The following is a 19,654-nucleotide window of genomic DNA, read 5'->3' as shown; positions in this document are numbered from 1 at the left end:
AAACCTCTAAAAGGCTCGCCGGCCACGGTTTTTTCAAGGAGTAACTTGCCCCAAATCCAGTGCAGATGCGGGGTTCAGCACTGTCTGTGCGCGGATACAAGCCTAGTTTGCGCACAAGACACCTTACAAGGCGCAGAAACAGTGCATTTAGCCTATTCGCCTGTGCGAAATCCGGCCCGATGTGGAGAATGCGGACGTTACTCTTAAGGCTCTCCCCAACGGCTGGATTTTGACGGCTGATAGGCTGAATCCGTGCATCTGCCCCCAGAAGACCTTTCCGTTTGGAAGCCCGTCGAGATTCCCTCTCGCTTACCTATTCACGGCCGGCACGTAACGCTCGATCCATTGGATGCAGAACGACACACTGCTGACCTCTGGCGGGCGGTACACGGCCACGACGAAGTGTGGGCCTACCTCGCAGATGGCCCCTATGCCAACGAGGCCGCCCTGCGGCGCGCACTCGCGGAAAAGCAACTCAGCACAAGCGCCGTCTTCTTCGCATTGATGACAAAAACAAATGGCCGTACAGAGGGCTACGCCAGCTACATGCGCATGGACCCGGCCAACGGCGTAATTGAGGTCGGCAACATCCTCCTTGCCCCTTCCCTGCAGCGCACTATTGCCGCGACCGAAGCAATGTACCTGATGGCGCGCCATGTCTTCGAGGATCTGGGCTACCGCCGTTACGAGTGGAAGTGCAACGCCAATAATGAGCCCTCGCGTCGCGCCGCTTCGCGGCTCGGATTCACGTTTGAAGGCATCTTCCGACAGCACATGGTGATTAAAGGCCAGAACCGCGATACCGCATGGTTTGCAATGCTGAACAGTGAATGGCCAGCACGCAAAGCCGCCTTCGAGGCATGGCTCGATCCCGCCAATTTCGACCGCGAAGGTCGCCAGAAAAGCCGCCTGATGCAACTCCCGTGATCTGAGTTTTGGCTGCGTGAAAATCGCGTTCGCGAAGATCATTTTCCGTGCCGCTCCTCATTTCCTTTCTCGCATCTGATGGTTTTGCAGAGATCGCAAGCAAGTTTGCCAAAGGCGACCCTGCTAAACGGAGGAAACATGTCGGAAGCTGCGCAATTGACGGGCGCTGAGGGAATGAAGAAGCTTGGAGACTTGATCGCCGAGATACGGTTCGCGATGCTCACAACCGCCGCCCCTGACGGCACGATTGACAGCCGTCCCATGGCTACACAAAAAACAGAATTTCAGGGGAGCGTCTGGTTTCTTACCGCGCATGACTCTCGAAAAGTGGGCGAAATCGCCGACAACGACCACGTCTCGCTGATCTACGCTGATCCTGGAAATGCCAGCTACGTCACCGTGAAGGGTCACGGCTATGTCTCGCATGACAAACAGAAAATTCACGAGCTCTGGAATCCGATGTACCAGGCATGGTTTCCAGGGGGAGAAAGCGATCCTCAAATCCGAGTGCTCCGCGTGGATGTTACCGAGGCGGAGTATTGGGAGGCGAACGACAGCAAAATCATTCGCAGCATCAAGTACCTTGCCGCGGCAGCTACCAAGGGTTCTGTTGACGTGGGAGAACACGGCAAGGTCAGCGTGAATCGCTGATCGCGAACTGGAGATTGCGCAAATAGAGTAAGCGCAAAACGATCGGAAGCTTCACCGAGCGATATTCAAGAAAAACGCCGCCCAATTTCGGACGGCGTTTTTCTGTATGCGACAACAGGAAATTGTTCCTACCCTTTTGACTCAATTCTCATTCCATAGAACGATTTGTGCACGAAGAACACCGACACCAGGAAGAATGCCACCGCGAGTATGTGCGTCAGCATCGGGTTATTCCCACTGAGGGTCACTGCAAGTTCCACCGCAAGTAATCCGAACAACGTCGTGAATTTGATGATCGGATTCATTGCCACGGACGAGGTGTCTTTGAACGGATCGCCGACGGTGTCTCCGATCACGGTTGCATCGTGGAGTGGTGTCCCCTTCTGCTTCATGTCGACCTCTACAATTTTCTTGGCATTGTCCCAAGCGCCACCGGCATTTGCCATGAAGATCGCCTCGTAGAGACCGAAGATTGCAATCGAGAACAGATAGCCAATGAATAAGAATGGTTCCATAAACGCGAATGCGAGAGTGGAGAAGAAGACGGCGAGAAAGATATTGAACATGCCCTTCTGCGCGTACTTCGTACAGATTTCTACCACTTTCTTGCTGTCAGTCACGGATGCCTTCTCCGCGCCCTCCAGGTGGATATTCGCCTTAATGAACTCAACCGCCCGATAGGCGCCAGTGGAGACCGCCTGCGTCGAAGCACCTGCGAACCAGAAGATCACCGCTCCACCGCAAATCAAGCCCAGCATGAACGGCGCGTGCAGTAGGGAGAGTTTCGCCACGTTGTCTGTCAGTCCGTGAGTCAGAGCCATGATGATCGAGAACGTCATGGTTGTTGCGCCCACCACAGCTGTACCGATAAGCACTGGCTTCGCCGTTGCCTTGAACGTGTTTCCTGCTCCATCGTTGGCTTCGAGCAGGTGTTTACAGCGCTCGAACTTCGCATCGATGTTGAAATCCTTCTTCAACTCAGCCTGGATGTTGGGAACATCTTCGATCAGCGAAAGCTCATAAACAGACTGCGCATTGTCGGTCACCGGTCCGTAGGAATCGACGGCGATAGTGACGGGACCCATGCCGAGGAAGCCGAAGGCCACGAGGCCAAAAGCGAAGACGGCTGGAGCCAGCATCATGCCCGCAGGGTTGTTCTGCAGATCAGGTATGCCCATGCTGAAGTAGTAGCCCAGTCCCATAAGTGCGACCATGCTAAGCCCGAGCCAATAGGCTGAGAAATTACCCGCCACGAATCCCGACAGGATTCCCAGGGAAGCTCCGCCTTCCTGAGCCGATTTGACGACTTCCTTGACATGAGTGGACTTGGTTGAAGTGAAGACCTTCACCAATTCGGGTATGAGCGCCCCCGCCAGGGTTCCGCACGAGATGATCGAAGCCAGCTTCCACCAGAGCGTTCCGTCGCCCAGGGTGGGGAGCATGAGGTACGAAACGATGTAGGTGAGGATGATGGAAACAACTGACGTGATCCATACCAGCGAAGTCAGTGGAGCCTCAAAGTCCATTTCGTCGGAGTCTTTGTACTTCGCGCGGGCGATGGCTGTGTTCAGGAAGTATGCTCCCGCGCTTGAAAGGAGCATCCCAACGCGCATCACGAAGATCCAAACCAGCAGTTGTGCCTGAATCGTTGGGTCCTTGACGGCCAACAGGATAAAGGTAATGAGAGCGACGCCGGTCACGCCGTAGGTTTCAAATCCATCGGCGCTTGGGCCAACGGAATCGCCCGCGTTATCGCCGGTGCAGTCTGCGATGACTCCCGGGTTGCGGGCATCATCTTCCTTGATCTTGAATACGATCTTCATCAGGTCGGCGCCGATATCGGCGATCTTCGTGAAGATGCCGCCGGCGATACGCAATGCTGCCGCGCCCAGCGATTCCCCGATCGCAAATCCTATGAAGCAGGGCCCTGCGTAATCACGCGGAATGAAGAGAAGAATGAAGAGCATGATGAGCAGTTCGACCGAGATCAGCAACATACCGATGCTCATGCCGGCCTTCAGCGGAATCGCCATGATCGGATACGGTTTGCCGCGCAATCCGGCAAACGCAGTACGGGAGTTGGCGAAGGTGTTCACGCGAATTCCGAACCACGCCACGCCATAGCTGCCGGCGATGCCCACAAGCGAAAACAGCAGGATGATAGGCAATGTGACGGCGATCGATTTTCCGGGAACCGGCGCCAGCCATCCGAAGTACATGGAAATGATGACTGCGATGAAAACCCAAAGCAGCATGATGAACTTGCCCTGGGTGATCAGATAGGTCTTGCATGTTTCGTAGATCAGTTCGGAGATCTCGAGCATGCTGCGATGAACCGGCGCGTTCTTCAACTGCACAAAGATGGCGAGGCCAAACAACAGGCCGCCAACGCAGAACAACAGTCCGATCATCAGCAGTGCGTGGCCATTCATGCCGAAAAATTGTACCGTCGACAAATCGGGCAATACGAGGTTAGCTTCGCCCCCGCCCGCGTGTTCCGGTTGCCCATAGGCAAACGCGGGCAGCGCCATACACAGAAGGGCTACGACGGCCTTGTACCGCCTTTTCAGAAATACTGGCATGCTGAACGATGAGCCAATTACTTGACGCGCGAAGAAAAAGGCCACGAGCGATAAAATGCTCACGGCCGGAAGGAAGTACACCCAGTCTTGTGCTGTCACAAGTCCTCCAATGTGAATTTTTGATTGCCGTCTCGCAGGCACTCCGACGGTCGCGACCCAACGACCTTCGGTTAGCCACCCCCGCAGGAAAATAGCGACCCGCAAGAGTCCCGGCTCAAAGTCACCCGGAAGCCTATCATCCGTGTCAAACGCTGTCGAGTGATTGCAGTCACATGGTTGGGGAGCGCATTTCTATTGGGAAAAAACCAGACAGTTTAGTCCGGATTAAAACAACCCCTTGTCGATAGTGCGGGCAGGAGTCTATCAATACTCCATGAGTTCGTCTAACCTTTTGACTCCCCGACAGGCAGCCGAAAAACTTGGCATCAGTTACCCGGCGCTCAAGCACTGGATCCTCGCGGGTCGCATCCAGACCATCAAGACTCCCGGCGGCCACCATCGCATTCCCGTCAGCGCGCTGCAGGAATTTCTGCCCAATGGCACTGCGCATACCGGATCCGCGCGCATAAGCGGTCGCAACCAGTTAGCGGGCACCATTGTTGAAGTCACGGTGGATGGCCTGCTCGCCAAAGTGGTGCTCGCCATCGGCGAACAGCGCATCACCGCCATCATCACCGCCGATGCGGTACGAGAACTCGACCTGAAACCAGGCGAATCCGCAATCGCTCTTATCAAGGCAACCGAAGTGATGATTGGAAAAACCTAAGACGGGAACCATGAGCTGTCATGAAATCCAGCTACTGTAGCGGAATATCGATTTTGTCGCCGGGAAGCTGCTGCTGCAGGTTGGTTCCTTCGATCAGACGCACTTGACCTCCAGGCAGCGGATGCAGTTTGAAAAGCACTAAAGTGTTGCGTTCCGGGTCGTCGAATGCCTTGAACGCTGCCACCTGCTCCAGCGAATAATGCGTGTGGATATCTTCCAATGTTCCGAGGTCGATGTCATTCCACGTCGCCCACCAGCCCGGCTTATAAACTGCCATCTTAGTCGGAAGGTCAGGAAACGCGGGGCTCAACGTTCCGAAGTCATCGCATAATGCCTCTACATGCGACACGAGAGATATTTCGTCGCCGCTGATCGAGACTAGAATCCGGTTTCCATTGGGATGTTGATCGATATATGCGGTCAGCTGTAGCGCCGCATTCACAAAGGTGTACTCAGGATGCGCCGCATAACTCGCTGTCTGAAGTCCATTCAACACGATGGCCATCGCAGTCACCGCAACAGCTCCCCACCCTAGCAGGCGCATTATCCCTGCTGCTGAAACCATCGCTTCCGTCGCCATCGCGATGATCACGAAACAGAACACGGCTACCAGTGCGAAATAGCGCGGTTGCGGATGATTCTGATAAGTCATGAAGAGGATGTACCCCCCAGCAGCCAGAATCGAAGCACCAAATATAGGATCGAGCAAAAGCCGCTTGCCCCAGCCGTTCTGCTTTCGCAAGAAAACAGCAGCGACCAGTGCGGCGCCAATCAGAACTTCACAGAGCGGAATCAGAATCTGATCGACCCAGATTAAGCCCCGCAAAGACCACCAGAAACTCAGAAGCGGCCAATAGAACTCGGTGGGCTTTATATATTTGTTGATAAAAAGCAGGTATTTGTAATCGGCGAAGTAGCCCAGCGTCACCACCAGCGCCATCCATGCGCCAAATGTCACAGCAAAGGTTGCCAGGGCCACCGCGGCGCAACGTATGGCGCGGGGATCAAACCACGCGTGAAGGCGGGATGGGTCTTGATCAGATGCGCTTGAGATGCGTTCATCACCGGTAGCCCTAAACGCAGCGAAGAAAGCCCACCCAATTGCCGGGAGGAGAAAGATCGCTGTCGTCTTGGTCAGCATCATCAGCGTAAAGAGCACTCCAACGATTGCTGAGGCGACCATCGGCCTTTTCATGCGTGGCAGGCGCACAGCGAGATTGAGTGCCGTGAGCAGAAATGCAGTGAGCATCGGCTCAAGAATCGCTAACCGGCTGAAGCAATACAGAAACGAACTGGTCACCATCAAGCTTAGCGCCAGCAACGCCATCCACCGCGGTCCACGCGGCCTCAGAAGTGTGTACGTAAGAACCAGATTGGCAAAGAAGAACGCTACCGCCAGGGCTCGCGCCGCCGCAATGGAAACGCCGGTAAAGAAGAAGAGTATCCACTCTAGAAACGGCCATACCGGAACAGCAGGCGCTGGATTGAAGTCCCCCGGGAAATACCAGCGCCCAAAGAGATGTGCGCGAATCGCCGCGTTCCCATACCAGCCTTCATCGGTGTACTTAGCCCAGTCGATGTGAAGAGGTGTGTGGTTGGGAAAATCAGCCGTGAGGTTCAATGCGTGAAGCACAGCAAATGCGCCGATTCCCACTACCCATACCGCGTAGAACCAACGCTTGGACGCAATTGCCAATCGATCTAACTCCGCTGTTGCAGAAGATCTGAATCAATCTGTTACGGGGGAATCTGGAAAGTATAGCGCGCGCCTCGCGATCTTGATTGCAAGAGGCGTTCCGACGTTTGAATTCTCGAGTTGAATACTACTCGTATGCCAGCGCGTCGATTGGATCTTTGCGCGCCGCCATCCATGCCGGATAGAGGGCCCCAAAGATCGCACCCGCAAAGGCGATCAGAATACCCCGACCCATCCAGCCGGCCGTCAGTTCGAAAGCAAAGGTCGAGAACTTTATGTGCAGCAGCGCTCGTACACCGTATGTTGCGGCAATGCCCAGGACAACTCCGGCTGTAGCCAATAGCGCAGTTTCGCGAAGCACAACGCTGACGATCGTCGCTTTGGATGAGCCCAGTGATTTAAGAATGCCAATCTCGCGTGTTCGCTCAAGTACCGCGGTGTACATCGATTGAAAGATCACAAGGAAACCAACAATGACGGCGATTGAGATAACGACATCGAGAGCGATATCAAATCCCGGAAATCTTGAGGGAGTGTACTGCGAAACCAGGTCTTCCATCGTCTGCACTCTGTAGTTTGCAAGACCCTTTGTGCCGTGGACCTCTTCCATGATCAGGTTGTCGTTTGCTGGGCTGTCACTCTTCAAATAGATGACGGATGCTTTGCCCTCGGAGCCAATAAGGCCGCCAAGCGTGTCGATGGGCACCAGCCTGCGGCCGCCCTTCCCGTTCTCGACGATCCCGCATACGCGGAATGTGTGGTTCTTGATAGACATCGTGTCTCCGACGCGGTACCCCTTGCCGGAACGTGCGTAGATATCGTCGATAATCACATCGTCGGGTGTCTGAAACGGCCCTCCGGAAAGAAATACGAAGGGCCTGAGCGCGTCGTAACTCTTGTAATCAATCCCATAAAGGATTTCAACGGCGCTCGACATATTGAAGTCCGTGATCACTGGTGCCGCAACGGTTACATGTGGCAAACCCGCGAGAAACCCCGCAAGTTTAGCTGACATTGGAGCGCCGCCAACTCCGGCTATCATGCTGGCGTTTGAAGGCATAACCACCACGTCGGCACCAATACCATTGGTGCGTTCCTTTTGACTGTCCAGCATTCCCATGAAAATAGCGACGATCGACAGGATCATCACGACTTCAATCGCTACGGCGGTAATGCTGATCAAGGAGCGGAGAGGACGGTGGAGCAAGTTGGCAATCACGAGCTTGTTCATCGGTTCAGTCAGGCTCCGAAAGCGGCGCGAAAGGACTTGGCGGCTTCCTCATAAGGTTATCAGTCCGTTGCTGGTGCTCATCTGGACTCCACCCATAGAAATATCCCCTCCGCGAACATGTGAAGCTTTTGCAGCATTTTGCACAACAACCGGTGACGGAAAACACTTTATAGCCCTCTAGCTCGGTGATAAGAAAGGGTGATACAGTTATTCCAAACGTGCAATGCCATAAGTAACTTGCCTGTGATATGGCACAGGGCTATGATGTCGAAACTGGTTACCAAATGAGTACTTTTGGGGAAGAGCTTCGGACGCAGCGGATTTCACGCGGTATCGCGTTGGAGCAGATCACTGCCGTGACCAAGATCAGCCAGCGCCACCTGGTAGCGCTGGAACAGGATCGCTTCCAGCAACTGCCCGGCGGCATCCTCAGTAAAGGCATCGTCCGAGGTTATGTCGGGGCGATCGGGCTTGACCCGCACGACTGGACGGACCGCTTCCTTAAAGCTACCTGCGAAAAAGGCACTCCTGTTGAGCCTGCCGCGGATGGGTGGGCGACTTTCGCCTCTAATGTCGGCAAGGAGCGCATGGAGCGCCGCGAATCCATGGAGCAGCGTTTGCGCTGGCTTGGCGCAGCCGCCCTGGTGGCTTTGGTCACGGTGCTCGGCTTTATCACCGTCCGCTATTTTGGCGAACGTGCGGGCTGGTGGACTTCGATCATCCCCGTCCCGCAGAAGGCCAACGCGGTTGTCTCACACGTAGCCTCCTGGATGCGACACTTTTAGGTCCTCCTTCTCCTAATCAACTCATTCCGTCCCCGCAGCTCAACACGCCGCGCCTTTCTGAACGCGCGTTTTCGTGACGCGATGGCGGATCGAATCCAGTGAGATGAGACGAAACTGATGCAAAAGACAAACCCCCGTTGAAGGGGGCTTATCTCTCCCGATCGGCCTGCACTCGAGATCGCTCATTCGCGAGAAAGATCGGCTACGGCGTGGCGTTATAGAGGCGCGCAACCCCCAATCCCGACGTCAACACCACATCCGGCTTGCCATCCTTCAGGAAATCCGCAACCACGATGCCACCAGGCACAACTCTCGAAATTTGTCCGGTCGGGACGGTGTAGACCTGATTAGCGATATCTGCCGTGAACAGTTGCTGTGGCTGGAAGGTTTCATCCCCATTTCCAAGCGCGACCGCAAAGTGTCCAATCGTGCCCGTGCCTATGTCGACCTTCCCGTCGCCGTTGAAATCCGCAACGACGACTGGCCCATTCAGAATCACATCGCTGAACTCCTCTCCGCTCAATGCTGAGAATTCGTTGGTGAACGTGCCAGTGCCATGCCCGTCGCCAATGTAGCCAGCCACTCCTGAAAAAGTTTCACCCCCGACCTGAGCATTGCAGCCGCCGACATACGAGTAAACGATGTCGTACGCTCCGCCTGCGCGCAAACGAGCCAGTGTCATTGAGGTCACGGGCTGGCCGAATTCGTTGGAGATATTCTGTCCAGTCGTGAAGCCGCCCTTGCCGTCGCCCAGCAGCACCTGAAACTCGCTGCCGCAACCGCCGAAATTGCCGGAATCGACCAGCACTACATCGAGCTTGCCATCACCATTCACATCTGCGACCGCAAAATGCAGAGTTCCGTCAAAGCCAAATCCGGGGAACGGCTTTCGCGCCGCAAACGTGCCATCTCCCTTGCCCAATGCAACACCGCCTGCCGTCACCAGATCCAGTTTCCCGTCTTTGTTTATGTCGATGAGCACAGCGTCGTTGCTGAGAGAGCCGAGATTGTAGTTGCGCGCCGCTTGGAATGTTCCGTCCGCTTTTCCCAACAGCACGCTTGTATCAGCCGCATCACCCGGGAAGGAATTGACTACCACGAGATCGAGATAGCCATCGTGATTCAGGTCCCCCGCTGCAATCGCTACCCCGTGCATGCCTATCGCATAGGTCGTTCCAGGGCTGAAGTAATTCGAGTTTGTGCCCGGAAACACCGTGACCGTCCCTTTGCATGGAGCCTTGCAGTTCGGCGTGTTGACCACGGCAACGTCCTGCTTGCCATCGCGATTGAAATCTCCGGCAACAATGCCCGTTGCATTGATCGAATGCGTCACTGGGGCACCCTTGAAGTGACCTCCTCCAATGTTTTGCAAGAGCGACAGTCCCGCATCTCCCGAATCGAATGTCATCAAATCGATCTTCCCCGAGCCGTAGAAATCGCCCGCCATCAACGTGACCGGAGAGTTTCCTATGCCATAAACGGTGGGCGATCCAAAGGAGCCGGTACTGGTGCCCAGGTAGACACTCACGAAACTGGGGCTCGAAGGTCCCGGCGACGTGCCCGCTATAGCCAGATCGAGTAGGCCGTCGTTATTGAAGTCGGCAAATACGAGTTCGCCGGTCAGGCCGGGGACCGTGATTTTCTTGCCCGCCGTCAGTTGACCACTTGCGCTGCCAAGCATGTACTGCACGCCGGTTGGCGTGAGAAGAGCGAGGTCCGCAAAGGCATCGTGATTCACGTCGACGACAGCTACCGGCGATCCCCCAATTGTGTATGTCGTGCCGCGGGTCAATGCACCCCCATGGGTCGCCAGATAAAGCGTCACCGTTCCGTTTCCGATCAATGCAACATCAGCCAGTTTGTCGCCGTTGAAGTCACCGACGAGAACTCCGCCCTCGCCAGCGCCGGCGGGCAATTGGTAAGTAAAGGCAGGATGGAAGTTCGCTGCTCCATCGTTAAACAAAATCACCATGGTGTCATTCGAAGTCAGAACCACCATGTCCATGGTGCCGTTTCCGTCGAAATCCCCCACCGCATACGAGTTCGGACTAGCACCTCCGTCAAGCGTGATGAAACTCGCATCGCCGAATGTGCCGTCTACAGACCCGAGCTGGATTTGAATTTGGTTATAAACGCTTGTGACAGCATCGGTAATTCCATCGCCATTCAGATCAGCGCCGAAATCCGGCCCGGTCAGGCCGTCATTGGCTCGTCCCCCGTGATTGTCGACCGTCGTAAAAACGCCATTGCCCTGGTTGATCGCTGTCTCAGAGAAGTTGACCGAATTTGGCGAATTATCGGTCACGCCCGAGAAAACCACGTCCAGAGGCCCGTTACGGCTGAAGCGACCCGCGAATGCTTTGTAGGCACCGCTTCCGGGGCCGCCTCGTGCCACGGTTGGTGCGGCGACAAATTTGACAGGATTGCCCTGCGCGAGCGCCAAAGGCATGGCAAACGCAGGTGTGAGAGAGGCGAGAATGAAGATCTGTCTTACGCGAGGCAACAGCAGGCAGGCAGTGGATCGATTGAGCATAGAACCGCCGCGAAATTCGAATTCTGGCAGGGCCCATGAGCGATTGTGAGAGGTGGGTACCCGCAAGTAGATGTGGATGGAGATGCGAGCAGGCTGGGGTGAGATGTCCAATCTTTCGAGAGAATCAATTGAACGCCACCTTGCTTTAGGATTGAGTACAAATGCCTTGTTGGCAGGCCCGGTAAGTCCGCTTAAGCGCAGAACTCCGTAACCCCTTTTTCGCCCTGCCCATTGACCCCTCACAATCCTCCGCTGACCGCCCCCTGGTCCCCATTCGCTGACCGCTTTGCCCATGATGGCTTTCTCCAATTACCATAGAAAGATGCGCAGGTATGGCCTTGGTCTGCCCAAGCGCGTTGTCTCCGCTGCCGTTGCAAAAATCGCAACCGCCCAGGCTCCCGATTGAGCTTCTTAGCCATGTGCGGCAGGCAATCATCTTGAATCCCTTCAATGGGGAGGAATGCGAAGTTGAGCGATCGTTTTTTGTTTACCTCTGAATCGGTCACGGAAGGTCATCCCGACAAAATTGCCGACCAGGTCTCCGATGCCATCCTGGATGCCTGTCTCGAACAGGATCCCTACAGCCGTGTTGCAGCGGAAACGCTAACAGCCACGGGCCTCGTCGTCATTGCCGGTGAGATCACTACTAAGGCCTACGTCGACTTCCAGAGCCTCGTTCGCGGCGTCGTCGCCTCTATCGGATACGACAACGCCCTTTACGGATTTGACTCCAACACCTGCGCCGTCATCTCGTCCATCAACAAGCAGTCGGGCGACATCGCACAGGGCGTTGACACTGGCGGGGCCGGCGACCAGGGCATGATGTTTGGCTATGCTGTCAACGAGACCCCCGAGCTGATGCCGGCGGCAATCTCGCTGGCCCACAAGCTGACCCACCAGCTCAGCAAGGTTCGTAAGAACGGCAAACTGCCCTACCTCCGCCCCGACGGCAAGAGCCAGGTCACGGTGGAGTACGACGAGAACGGCAAGCCATCTCGCATCGACGCCGTCGTCATTTCCAGCCAGCATGCCGAGAACGTGGGAAATGACGAGCTCCACGCCGACGTCCTCAAGCACGTAATCCAGGCCGTTCTTCCCGCCAAGTGGCTCGACGAGCACACGAAATACCACATCAATCCCACTGGTCGGTTTGTAATCGGCGGACCGATGGGCGACACTGGCCTCACCGGCCGCAAGATCATCGTCGACACCTACGGCGGCGCGGGCCGTCACGGCGGTGGCGCCTTCTCGGGCAAGGACCCGACAAAGGTGGACCGGTCTGCCGCGTACGTCGCGCGCTACATCGCCAAGAACATCGTGGCCGCAAGTCTCGCCGACAAGGCAGAAGTGCAGCTCGCCTACGCCATCGGTATTGCCGAGCCCGTCAGCGTGCGCATCGACACCTTCGGCACCGGCAAAGTCGGGGAAGCCAAGCTGACCGAACTGGTTCGCAAGAACTTCTCACTCACGCCCAAGGGCATCATCGAGAGCCTCAACCTGCGTCGCCCCATCTATAAGCAGACTGCGGCATACGGCCACTTCGGCCGCACCGAGCCTGAGTTCACATGGGAAGCGACCGACAAGGCCGCAGCTCTCGCAGAACAGGCTGGCGTAGCAGCTCCTGCCAATGCGAAGTAGCGCGGCTTAATTCTGCAGCAATACAAAAAGGGACTCCGCCACGGAGTCCCTTTTCGCGTGCCTTTGCATTTTGCACTCGACGCTCGTCAGGCGCCCACCATCCCCGGTGCTTTAGAATCCTTCGGTAGCGTTTTACGTCTTGGTATCAAGGAGAATACATGCGCCTTTATGCTTTGGCTGCCCTGGTTTTGGGACTCACTGCGTCCGTGTCGGGCGCGCAATCCGGGGCGCATTGGGATTACTTCGGAAAGACCGGGCCGCTTGGCTGGGGGAGGCTCGATCCAGCTTACGAGGCTTGCTCCAAAGGTCACGAACAGTCGCCCATCAATATTCGCGGCGCACATCTCAACAAAGGTCTTCAGCCCATTGAATTTCACTACATCGCCGGTGCTGTCACGCTTGAAAATACCGGCAACACAATTGTCGTTCACGTGGTGCCGGGCAGTTACATCATGGCCGGCGGAATCCGCTATGACCTGCAGCAATTCGAGTTTCATCACCCCGGAGAAACCGCGGTAAACGGCAAATTGGCCGACATGAATGTTGAATTGCTGCACAAGAGCGCCGATGGCAAGATGGCCATCATTGAGGAGCGCATGGCAATGGATCGCGGCTATCCCAATGCTGTGCTTGCGATGTTGTGGCCGCATCTTCCCAAGAAGGCCGGCGCAACTGAAAAAGTTGCAGACATGGTGAACCCCGGCGGCTTTCTTCCCGCCGATCGCGGTTATTGGACGTACATGGGTTCTCTTCCTACTCCCCCATGTACGGAAGGAGTGCGTTGGTTCGTCTTTGAAAATGATCTAACCCTGAGTCTCGACCAACTGCGCTACTTCGAAATTCTGTTCCGCCTGAATTCGCGCCCACTGCAAGACCCGCATGGCCGTCGTATCGAGGCCAACGAGTAGCACTACTCCGCGAGCGGGGTAAACGTCAGCACGATTCCCTGCTCGCCATCCAGCTTCCGCACTTGAACGCCAGTGACATCCTCAATCAGATAATGCGCCGCGCTTAACGACTCCGCCTCGTGCGAAAACGTGGTTGCGATGACCGTGCATCCTGCAGCACGACCTGCCAGCGTACCGGATTCGGCGTCTTCAAACACTACGCACTCCTCCGGCGGCAATCCCAGCAAAGCGGCGCCAGCTAAATATGGAGCAGGATCGGGCTTGCCCTGCGTCACATCGTTCGCGGTGATCAACCCTGGGGGCACCGGAATTCCGGCCTGCGACAGGCGCATCCGCGCGAGTCTTTCGGTCGCGCTTGTCACCACCGTCCAGCGATTTGAAGGAAGGGCCTCCAGCATCGTGAGTACGCCCGGAAGCACGGCCAATCCCTCGCCGTCGGCTAGTTCGATGTCTTCAATGAGCTTCAGTTCGGCTTCGCTATCGAGATCAGGCCGCAGCAGAGCCGCCGTTTCAATCGCGCGACGACCATGCGCTGTTTTGCACGCATATTCCGGATCGACTCCGCGCATTTCGGCCCACTTGGACCAGCTCCGCTCCACGGAACCTATTGAAGAGATGAGAATGCCGTCCATGTCGAACAGCACACCTTTGCAGCGAATCTCTACCGGGGAAGCAGCGATATGCCTTGCCATTCTTCGATTGTACCGAGGCGGTATGGCTACTTCTTTTTGGAATTCGCATTCTTCGCTTGCACAAATGCCACTGTTGGTGGCTCGCCGAAGGTGACTGCGGCATTCACTGTGCCCTTGTGCGAACCCTGTTGAACGAAGTTTTCATTCAGCGTCGCAACACCGTTCGCGATTTCCGCGTCACCGCTGAATTGCTCGAACCGAGCCAGCGTCGCCGGGACGCCCTGGGCAGGTTGTCCGCTGACCGTTCCTCTCCTCCAGTCGAAATGCAGGGTTCCCTTGGCGGAGTCTGAAAGTTCCTTGCCGGTATATCCGGCCAGATTCACACTGCCCTTACCATCCAGGCTCGTGCCGGTGCACTTCAGTGCAAGCAGTTCGCAAAATTCCGGCGCATTCATACCCTCGAAATTTCCTTCGAGTGAGTAGGCAGGCTTGACGCTGTTAGCGACCTTTCCGGTCAGGTGGATCACTCCGCCCAGAAGTCCTGCATCAAGACTGGTGATTTCCGCCCCAGTCGAAGCGACTTTCACATCCGCCCTGAAATCCTGAAGCGTCACCTGCCCGAGTACCAACGAATCCGCTTTGATTGTTCCTTGGAACGCCGGCCAAGTGTGAGTCGAAGTTGGCGTCAGTCGGGCAATCACCGTTGAAAGCAGCGTACCCTTCTTTTCTGCGCCCAGCAGAGTGCTCTGCAAATCCGCAGCATCCAGATCGGCAAAGTCAATATTCACCGTTGGCGTGCACAGAGAGTCTGTTGCGCTACACGGGGGGAATTCCACCCGCGCCGTACCCTTCAGAGTACCATAAGCAAACATCACTGGATCCCAGACACCTGCTCCACCCCCAAGGTGCAGCGTGGCCTGTGTGATTTCAACCGCAGTCGCCAGTGTGTCGGTCTTCCAGTTCGCGTTGCGCAGATTCACCGTGCCGGTAAGTCGATCCGGAATTGTCTGAACCACGGCAGTTGTCGCGGCGCCGTCTGCTCCAGCGGGAGGAACATTCGGTGCCGCGTCTTGTGCGAGAGAAATATCCTGAGCCGGAAGCCACGGTCCTTCGATCACCAGGTTCAACAAAACCGGATCGCCGGCAATCGCATCGAGCGCTCCGGCTTCTTTCAAACCCGCTGCGTGAGCAAGCTGGCTAAGCCGCAGCGGTGCTCCGGCTCCCCGCGCCGTCACTTGGTATCCACTTAGCGTCAATCGCACCGCGAACACCAGCGGAGTGGGTGCTCCGGCAGGCAGGGTCGCCGTACCGCCCAGTGCATCACTCTGTCCATTTATTCCGGCTGCTGGTTCAAACACTACCTTCGCAATCTGAATCGGCTGTGTCAGACTTCCGCCGCTTAGCTTCAGCGCGTCCAGCGTGATGTTTCCGGTCAGGGGATTAGGCAAGATCGGTGCCACCTGTTTACTGGCGGCCGCTTTCTTTCCGCGTGAAATCGCCTTGATCGGCGCCGCGGGTGCCGACGCTGTCGGATCATAATTAAGTTTCCCGCTCAGGGTTCCATCCGCTTCGAGGCCTGCCCCCAGTTCTTGCCGCACGGTCCGCAGCGCATCCAGAATTGCCTGTGCTGGAATCTTGCTCAACTCAAGCGCCAATTTCGGCTGACCACCCGCCGGCAGATTGCCTTCCAGGCGCATTCGCCCATCGCCGAGGGGAGAATCGCATACTAGTTTCTCAATCGTGCGCGCCGAGTAGTGATACGCAAATCCGCAATTTGCATCGAAGTCCATCGGCGCTGCCGGAGCAAATTCTTCGCGGTGCACACCAGTGGCCCTCAAGCGCGTCGTGACGTCCGCCGAATCAGGAATGCCATCCAGTTTTATCTCTGCCGTCAGATCTCCGCGCCATCCCGCATCCGATCCAATCAGCAAACGGCTCAGTTGTCCCATCTGCGCATTGCGCCATTCCAACTCAACGTGCACCGGCATCATGCGAAGTTCGGGCGCGCGCCGCATACGCCCTTCCAATTGCAATATTCCCGTGTCGCCTTGTTGAAGGCTCACGTCGGTGCGCACAGGTTGTCCCTTAATCCGTACGCGCCAGTCCCCCGGGTCTTCTTCCCAGAACGAAAGGTCGGCGCCCACCAGCGAATAGGGCAGCTTCTCAAATCCCTGCTTGATATTGATGCGCGAATTGGTCGCTTCAAGGTACGGAAGCGGAACAGGTCTCCCTTGATGCGATCCATCGGTTTGTGACTGCGCCGCAGTTCGAAACAGTGTGTCCATATTCCACCGTCCGGCGGACGTGTGCACCAGGTTCACGCTCGCCTCATCCACACTGATTCGGCTGATTTCAAGCCGACCACGCCAAAGCGAGAGGAGGCGTATCGACGCCTTGACGGTTGTTGCATGCAGCACTGGCTCGGCGCCGTAGGAAGGATCCTCCTCCACCGTGAGGTCGGTGATGACAAACCCTGGCCGCGGCAGCACGCGTAATTCTACGGCGGACATACGCACCGGCCGACCTAGCGAATTCGACATCGCCCGTGTGATTCGCGTTTTGTAGCGATTGATGCTGACCAGTGGCGGAATCACGATGATGGAAACAAGGATCGTCAATGCGAGCGCGGCGATCCATAGCCTCGATCGTCTTTCGCTCCGGCCTTGCACTTCTTCCGTCATGAGTGTTGTTTGCGCTTCGATGAAGGGTGGATGCCGTATCTAGCGTACAAGGTGCAGCGTCCTTTTCCAGCGCGTGTCGGTGAAGAAGTGGAGCGCTACATGCCCCATCCACGCAATGGTATTGCCCACTCCGGTTTCATCGAACTGGTGCTCAGGGGTTTCAAACGACCAGTAGTTAAACAAAGGCCTGCCGATAATATTCTCGCGCGGAACGAATCCCCAGTAACGCGAATCGAGACTATCGTGGCGATTGTCACCCATCATGAAGAACTTTCCTGCCGGAACGACCAAGTCGCCTTCCACCACATGACTTGGGAATTCGTTGGCCCAGGAATCGGGTGTGCCATTGTTAGGATCGCCATTTCCCTCCGGCACGATGGAAGGAAACTCGTCAAGAAATGGCTGGTAGTTTGCGGGAGTCGTGGGCTGGGCATGGGGCTGTGCCTGTTCCTCTCCATTGATGTAGACGATACCGTTGTGGAGATGGATGTGGTCGCCCGGAACACCGACAAGCCGCTTCACCAGGAACAGGATTGTCGGCTTACCTTCGGCATCGATGGTCCCCGGCTTGATAAATACGACGATGTCCCCGTGATTCGGCTCGCGATAATGTACGAGCGGCATCCACGTTGTCGGCGGAGCCAGCGTAACCCGGTCCACTACCAAGTGATCGCCAACCAGCAGCGTCTGCTCCATCGACCCCGAGGGAATCACGAAGTTCTGCGCAAGGAATGTAAGGATGAACAGCCCCACCACCAGCACCGAGCAAATGCTCGCTGCTGCCTCAAAGGGTGTCTCCTCATGGTTTTTTTGTTCGGGAGCGGACTCGATTTCTGACGGCGTCTTGGCTGGCGGCGTATTCTTCGTGGTCATCCTGTCGCTCTGTGCCTGGTGTGCCTGGACGGCTGGCGGCTCAACTGTGGGACCTCAAATCGTTAGTGGACAACACGAAAAATGCGCTTCCATCGCGCAAATGTCGCCAGCCGAGCCGAAAGTTCCCTGTCGTGTCCGAGTCTATCATCCGCAGCCTGTTGCACATCCGTGGTCGATGGCCGGCGCAGAGAAAAGTAGATAACCAAAGGACGCGCAATGATAGCTTCCCGAGGGACAAAGCCCCAGGATCGCGAATCGTAGCTGTGATTCCGGTTGTCTCCGAGCACAAAATATTCGTTAGGCGGTACGACAAGTTCGCCATTATGTGTCAACGTCCGCATCTGTCTCCACCATTCCGGATCAACATCAGGATCGGTATAGACCTGGGCCGGGAAGTTATCGCGAAACTGACTCGGCGCAGCCGGCTCAAACGCAGCATAGGGTTCATTTGCAGGGGAGTCATTGATCATCACGCGCCCATTTTCGATGCGCAGGCGGTCACCTGGAACTCCGATTACCCGCTTGACCAGGTATGGATGTGGCTGTGGGTGATGGAATACCACGATATCGCCGCGCTCGACCTGTCGATAGGGCAGCAGATGTTCGGTAACACTATTGTTCGGTGCAAAGACCTGCTTGTTCACGAGGAGAAAATCGCCGACTAAGAGCGTGCGCTCCATGCTCTCGGATGGAATGAGGAAGGGCTGCACGACAAATGTCAGCAGAAACAGCGCCACCACCACGGTACGCATAAGCGACGCAAGCGCTTCGGGCACCGTGGGCAGGTGATTCCATCTGTGCGCCGAAGCGCGCGGAGTAGCCTGAACGAATTGAGTGGGGGAACTCACTCGATCTCTTCTGCCTCCTCATACAAAGTTTCTGTATGGCCGTTCACAGACGTCCTGGTTTTGGTAAGTCGAGCCAATGCTCTCCGCGCCGCGTCTTGCTCTGCGTGCTTTTTGGTCGTACCAGTTCCGCGTGCCAAAGCCTTACCAGGTTCACCTTCTGATGTCTTGATTCGAACCTCAACCAGAAACCGCTTGCGATGATCGGGACCGCTTTCGCTCTTGACCCGGTAAACCGGAGATCCCGCGCGCTCAGCTTGCAACCGCTCCTGCAGTGCCGACTTATAGTTTCCCAGAGCCGCACCGGAACGCAACTGCTCAGCCAGTAACTCTACCGTCTCGCCGGTAACATAGCGGCGCGCAAATTCCCTCACCGGCTCGAGGCCACCGTCCAGAAAAAGTGCGCCGATTACGGCCTCCATCGTGTTTGAAAGCACCGTACTCTTGCGGCGCAGTCCACTGCGGTCTTCGCCTCGGCTCAGGCGAAGATGATCGCCCAGGGAGACGGCAGAGGCGACCTTGGCCATGTGCTGTCGGCTCACCAGTTGCGCGCGGACCCGAGTCAATTCGCCCTCATGCCATTCAGGATGGCCCAGAAACAACGCCTCACCAATCACCAGCCCAAGGACCGCATCCCCTAGAAACTCAAGGCGTTCATTGTCGGCCGCTGTGAAGGTTCCGTCGGCGCCGTTTTCCTGAATCTGCTGATTCGCAAGGGATCGATGCGTCAGCGCGCACAGCAGCAGCTCAGGGTCTGCAAAAGCATGACCGAGCGCAACTTCCAGTTCCGTAATCACTGCTTCCACTTACTTCCTCTAGGACGTCCGGCCAGGGCGAACCCACAAACCGCTGCCACTCTAATTATTCCTTAGACGCGCCGACTCATCCAAGTGAAGCCTGTGAGGG

The 19,654-nt window shown here is 56.3% G+C and carries 15 protein-coding genes; 6 read left to right on the top strand and 9 right to left on the bottom strand.

Annotated features, from left to right (window positions below; genetic code table 11):
• The first annotated feature begins 252 nt into the window (after positions 1 to 252).
• Both P8935_RS11590 and P8935_RS11585 read left to right on the top strand, forming a co-directional pair.
• On the top strand, positions 253 to 927 hold the full coding sequence (locus P8935_RS11590) for a GNAT family protein (protein WP_348265159.1): 675 nt from the start codon (positions 253 to 255) through the stop codon (positions 925 to 927).
• A gap of 138 nt (positions 928 to 1,065) precedes the next feature.
• Positions 1,066 to 1,578: a pyridoxamine 5'-phosphate oxidase family protein gene (locus P8935_RS11585; RefSeq protein WP_348265158.1), complete on the top strand. Its 513-nt coding sequence runs from the start codon at positions 1,066 to 1,068 to the stop codon at positions 1,576 to 1,578.
• Positions 1,579 to 1,706: 128 nt separating this feature from the next.
• On the opposite strand, the gene P8935_RS11580 is transcribed toward P8935_RS11585, so the two are convergent.
• Positions 1,707 to 4,259 (bottom strand): sodium-translocating pyrophosphatase, encoded by a 2,553-nt coding sequence (locus tag P8935_RS11580; RefSeq protein WP_348265157.1) that lies wholly within the window; start codon positions 4,257 to 4,259, stop codon positions 1,707 to 1,709.
• Between the two features lie 274 nt (positions 4,260 to 4,533).
• Here P8935_RS11580 and P8935_RS11575 point away from each other — a divergent pair, with 274 nt between their 5' ends.
• Positions 4,534 to 4,926 (top strand): helix-turn-helix transcriptional regulator, encoded by a 393-nt coding sequence (locus P8935_RS11575; protein ID WP_348265156.1) that lies wholly within the window; start codon positions 4,534 to 4,536, stop codon positions 4,924 to 4,926.
• Between the two features lie 31 nt (positions 4,927 to 4,957).
• Here the strand turns inward: P8935_RS11575 and P8935_RS11570 are convergent, their stop codons facing one another.
• Both P8935_RS11570 and P8935_RS11565 read right to left on the bottom strand, forming a co-directional pair.
• Positions 4,958 to 6,622, bottom strand: a complete 1,665-nt coding sequence (locus tag P8935_RS11570) for a glycosyltransferase family 39 protein (protein WP_348265155.1) — start codon at positions 6,620 to 6,622, stop codon at positions 4,958 to 4,960.
• A gap of 127 nt (positions 6,623 to 6,749) precedes the next feature.
• Positions 6,750 to 7,853 carry an FtsX-like permease family protein gene (locus P8935_RS11565; protein ID WP_348265154.1) on the bottom strand — a complete coding sequence of 368 codons (1,104 nt, stop codon included), beginning with the start codon at positions 7,851 to 7,853 and terminating at the stop codon, positions 6,750 to 6,752.
• 284 nt (positions 7,854 to 8,137) lie between these two features.
• Between P8935_RS11565 and P8935_RS11560 the strand changes: the two genes are divergently transcribed.
• Positions 8,138 to 8,638 (top strand): helix-turn-helix domain-containing protein, encoded by a 501-nt coding sequence (locus tag P8935_RS11560; protein WP_348265153.1) that lies wholly within the window; start codon positions 8,138 to 8,140, stop codon positions 8,636 to 8,638.
• 202 nt (positions 8,639 to 8,840) lie between these two features.
• Here P8935_RS11560 and P8935_RS11555 read toward each other — a convergent pair whose 3' ends face one another.
• Positions 8,841 to 11,171 (bottom strand): VCBS repeat-containing protein, encoded by a 2,331-nt coding sequence (locus P8935_RS11555; RefSeq protein ID WP_348265152.1) that lies wholly within the window; start codon positions 11,169 to 11,171, stop codon positions 8,841 to 8,843.
• 468 nt (positions 11,172 to 11,639) lie between these two features.
• On the opposite strand from P8935_RS11555, the gene metK reads away from it, so the two are divergent.
• Positions 11,640 to 12,809 (top strand): methionine adenosyltransferase, encoded by a 1,170-nt coding sequence (metK, locus tag P8935_RS11550; RefSeq protein ID WP_348265151.1) that lies wholly within the window; start codon positions 11,640 to 11,642, stop codon positions 12,807 to 12,809.
• A 158-nt stretch (positions 12,810 to 12,967) separates the two neighbouring features.
• Positions 12,968 to 13,717, top strand: coding sequence for a carbonic anhydrase family protein (locus tag P8935_RS11545; protein WP_348265150.1), 750 nt, complete (start codon positions 12,968 to 12,970; stop codon positions 13,715 to 13,717).
• Between the two features lie 2 nt (positions 13,718 to 13,719).
• Here the strand turns inward: P8935_RS11545 and P8935_RS11540 are convergent, their stop codons facing one another.
• The 5 genes from P8935_RS11540 to rnc form a co-directional block, all read right to left on the bottom strand.
• Entirely contained in the window at positions 13,720 to 14,409 is a 690-nt protein-coding gene (locus tag P8935_RS11540) for an HAD family hydrolase (protein ID WP_348265149.1), read from the bottom strand.
• Positions 14,410 to 14,435: 26 nt separating this feature from the next.
• On the bottom strand, positions 14,436 to 17,030 hold the full coding sequence (locus P8935_RS11535; RefSeq protein ID WP_348265148.1) for an AsmA family protein: 2,595 nt from the start codon (positions 17,028 to 17,030) through the stop codon (positions 14,436 to 14,438).
• Positions 17,031 to 17,069: 39 nt separating this feature from the next.
• Positions 17,070 to 17,903 (bottom strand): signal peptidase I, encoded by an 834-nt coding sequence (gene lepB, locus P8935_RS11530; protein WP_348265147.1) that lies wholly within the window; start codon positions 17,901 to 17,903, stop codon positions 17,070 to 17,072.
• Between the two features lie 62 nt (positions 17,904 to 17,965).
• Complete coding sequence (lepB, locus tag P8935_RS11525) at positions 17,966 to 18,751, bottom strand: signal peptidase I (RefSeq protein WP_348265146.1); 786 nt, start codon at positions 18,749 to 18,751, stop codon at positions 17,966 to 17,968.
• Positions 18,748 to 19,554 carry a ribonuclease III gene (gene rnc / locus P8935_RS11520; protein WP_348265145.1) on the bottom strand — a complete coding sequence of 269 codons (807 nt, stop codon included), beginning with the start codon at positions 19,552 to 19,554 and terminating at the stop codon, positions 18,748 to 18,750. Before rnc ends, lepB (P8935_RS11525) begins: the two co-directional genes overlap by 4 nt.
• Between the last annotated feature and the right edge of the window lie 100 nt (positions 19,555 to 19,654).

Source organism: Telmatobacter sp. DSM 110680 (assembly GCF_039994875.1).
Classification (GTDB): domain Bacteria; phylum Acidobacteriota; class Terriglobia; order Terriglobales; family Acidobacteriaceae; genus Telmatobacter.
The sequence above is the reverse complement of the archived record's forward strand: the minus strand, read 5'-3'. Positions and strand labels throughout refer to the sequence as shown.

Bases quoted from the DNA above. Each gene is read 5' to 3' on its own strand.
- lepB (WP_348265147.1), bottom strand. From the start codon at position 17,903: ATGACCACGAAGAATACGCCGCCAGCCAAGACGCCGTCAGAAATCGAG.
- P8935_RS11535 (WP_348265148.1), bottom strand. From the start codon at position 17,030: ATGACGGAAGAAGTGCAAGGCCGGAGCGAAAGACGATCGAGGCTATGG.
- P8935_RS11555 (WP_348265152.1), bottom strand. From the start codon at position 11,171: ATGCTCAATCGATCCACTGCCTGCCTGCTGTTGCCTCGCGTAAGACAG.
- P8935_RS11545 (WP_348265150.1), top strand. From the start codon at position 12,968: ATGCGCCTTTATGCTTTGGCTGCCCTGGTTTTGGGACTCACTGCGTCC.
- P8935_RS11565 (WP_348265154.1), bottom strand. From the start codon at position 7,853: ATGAACAAGCTCGTGATTGCCAACTTGCTCCACCGTCCTCTCCGCTCC.
- P8935_RS11575 (WP_348265156.1), top strand. From the start codon at position 4,534: ATGAGTTCGTCTAACCTTTTGACTCCCCGACAGGCAGCCGAAAAACTT.
- P8935_RS11540 (WP_348265149.1), bottom strand. From the start codon at position 14,409: ATGGCAAGGCATATCGCTGCTTCCCCGGTAGAGATTCGCTGCAAAGGT.
- P8935_RS11585 (WP_348265158.1), top strand. From the start codon at position 1,066: ATGTCGGAAGCTGCGCAATTGACGGGCGCTGAGGGAATGAAGAAGCTT.
- P8935_RS11560 (WP_348265153.1), top strand. From the start codon at position 8,138: ATGAGTACTTTTGGGGAAGAGCTTCGGACGCAGCGGATTTCACGCGGT.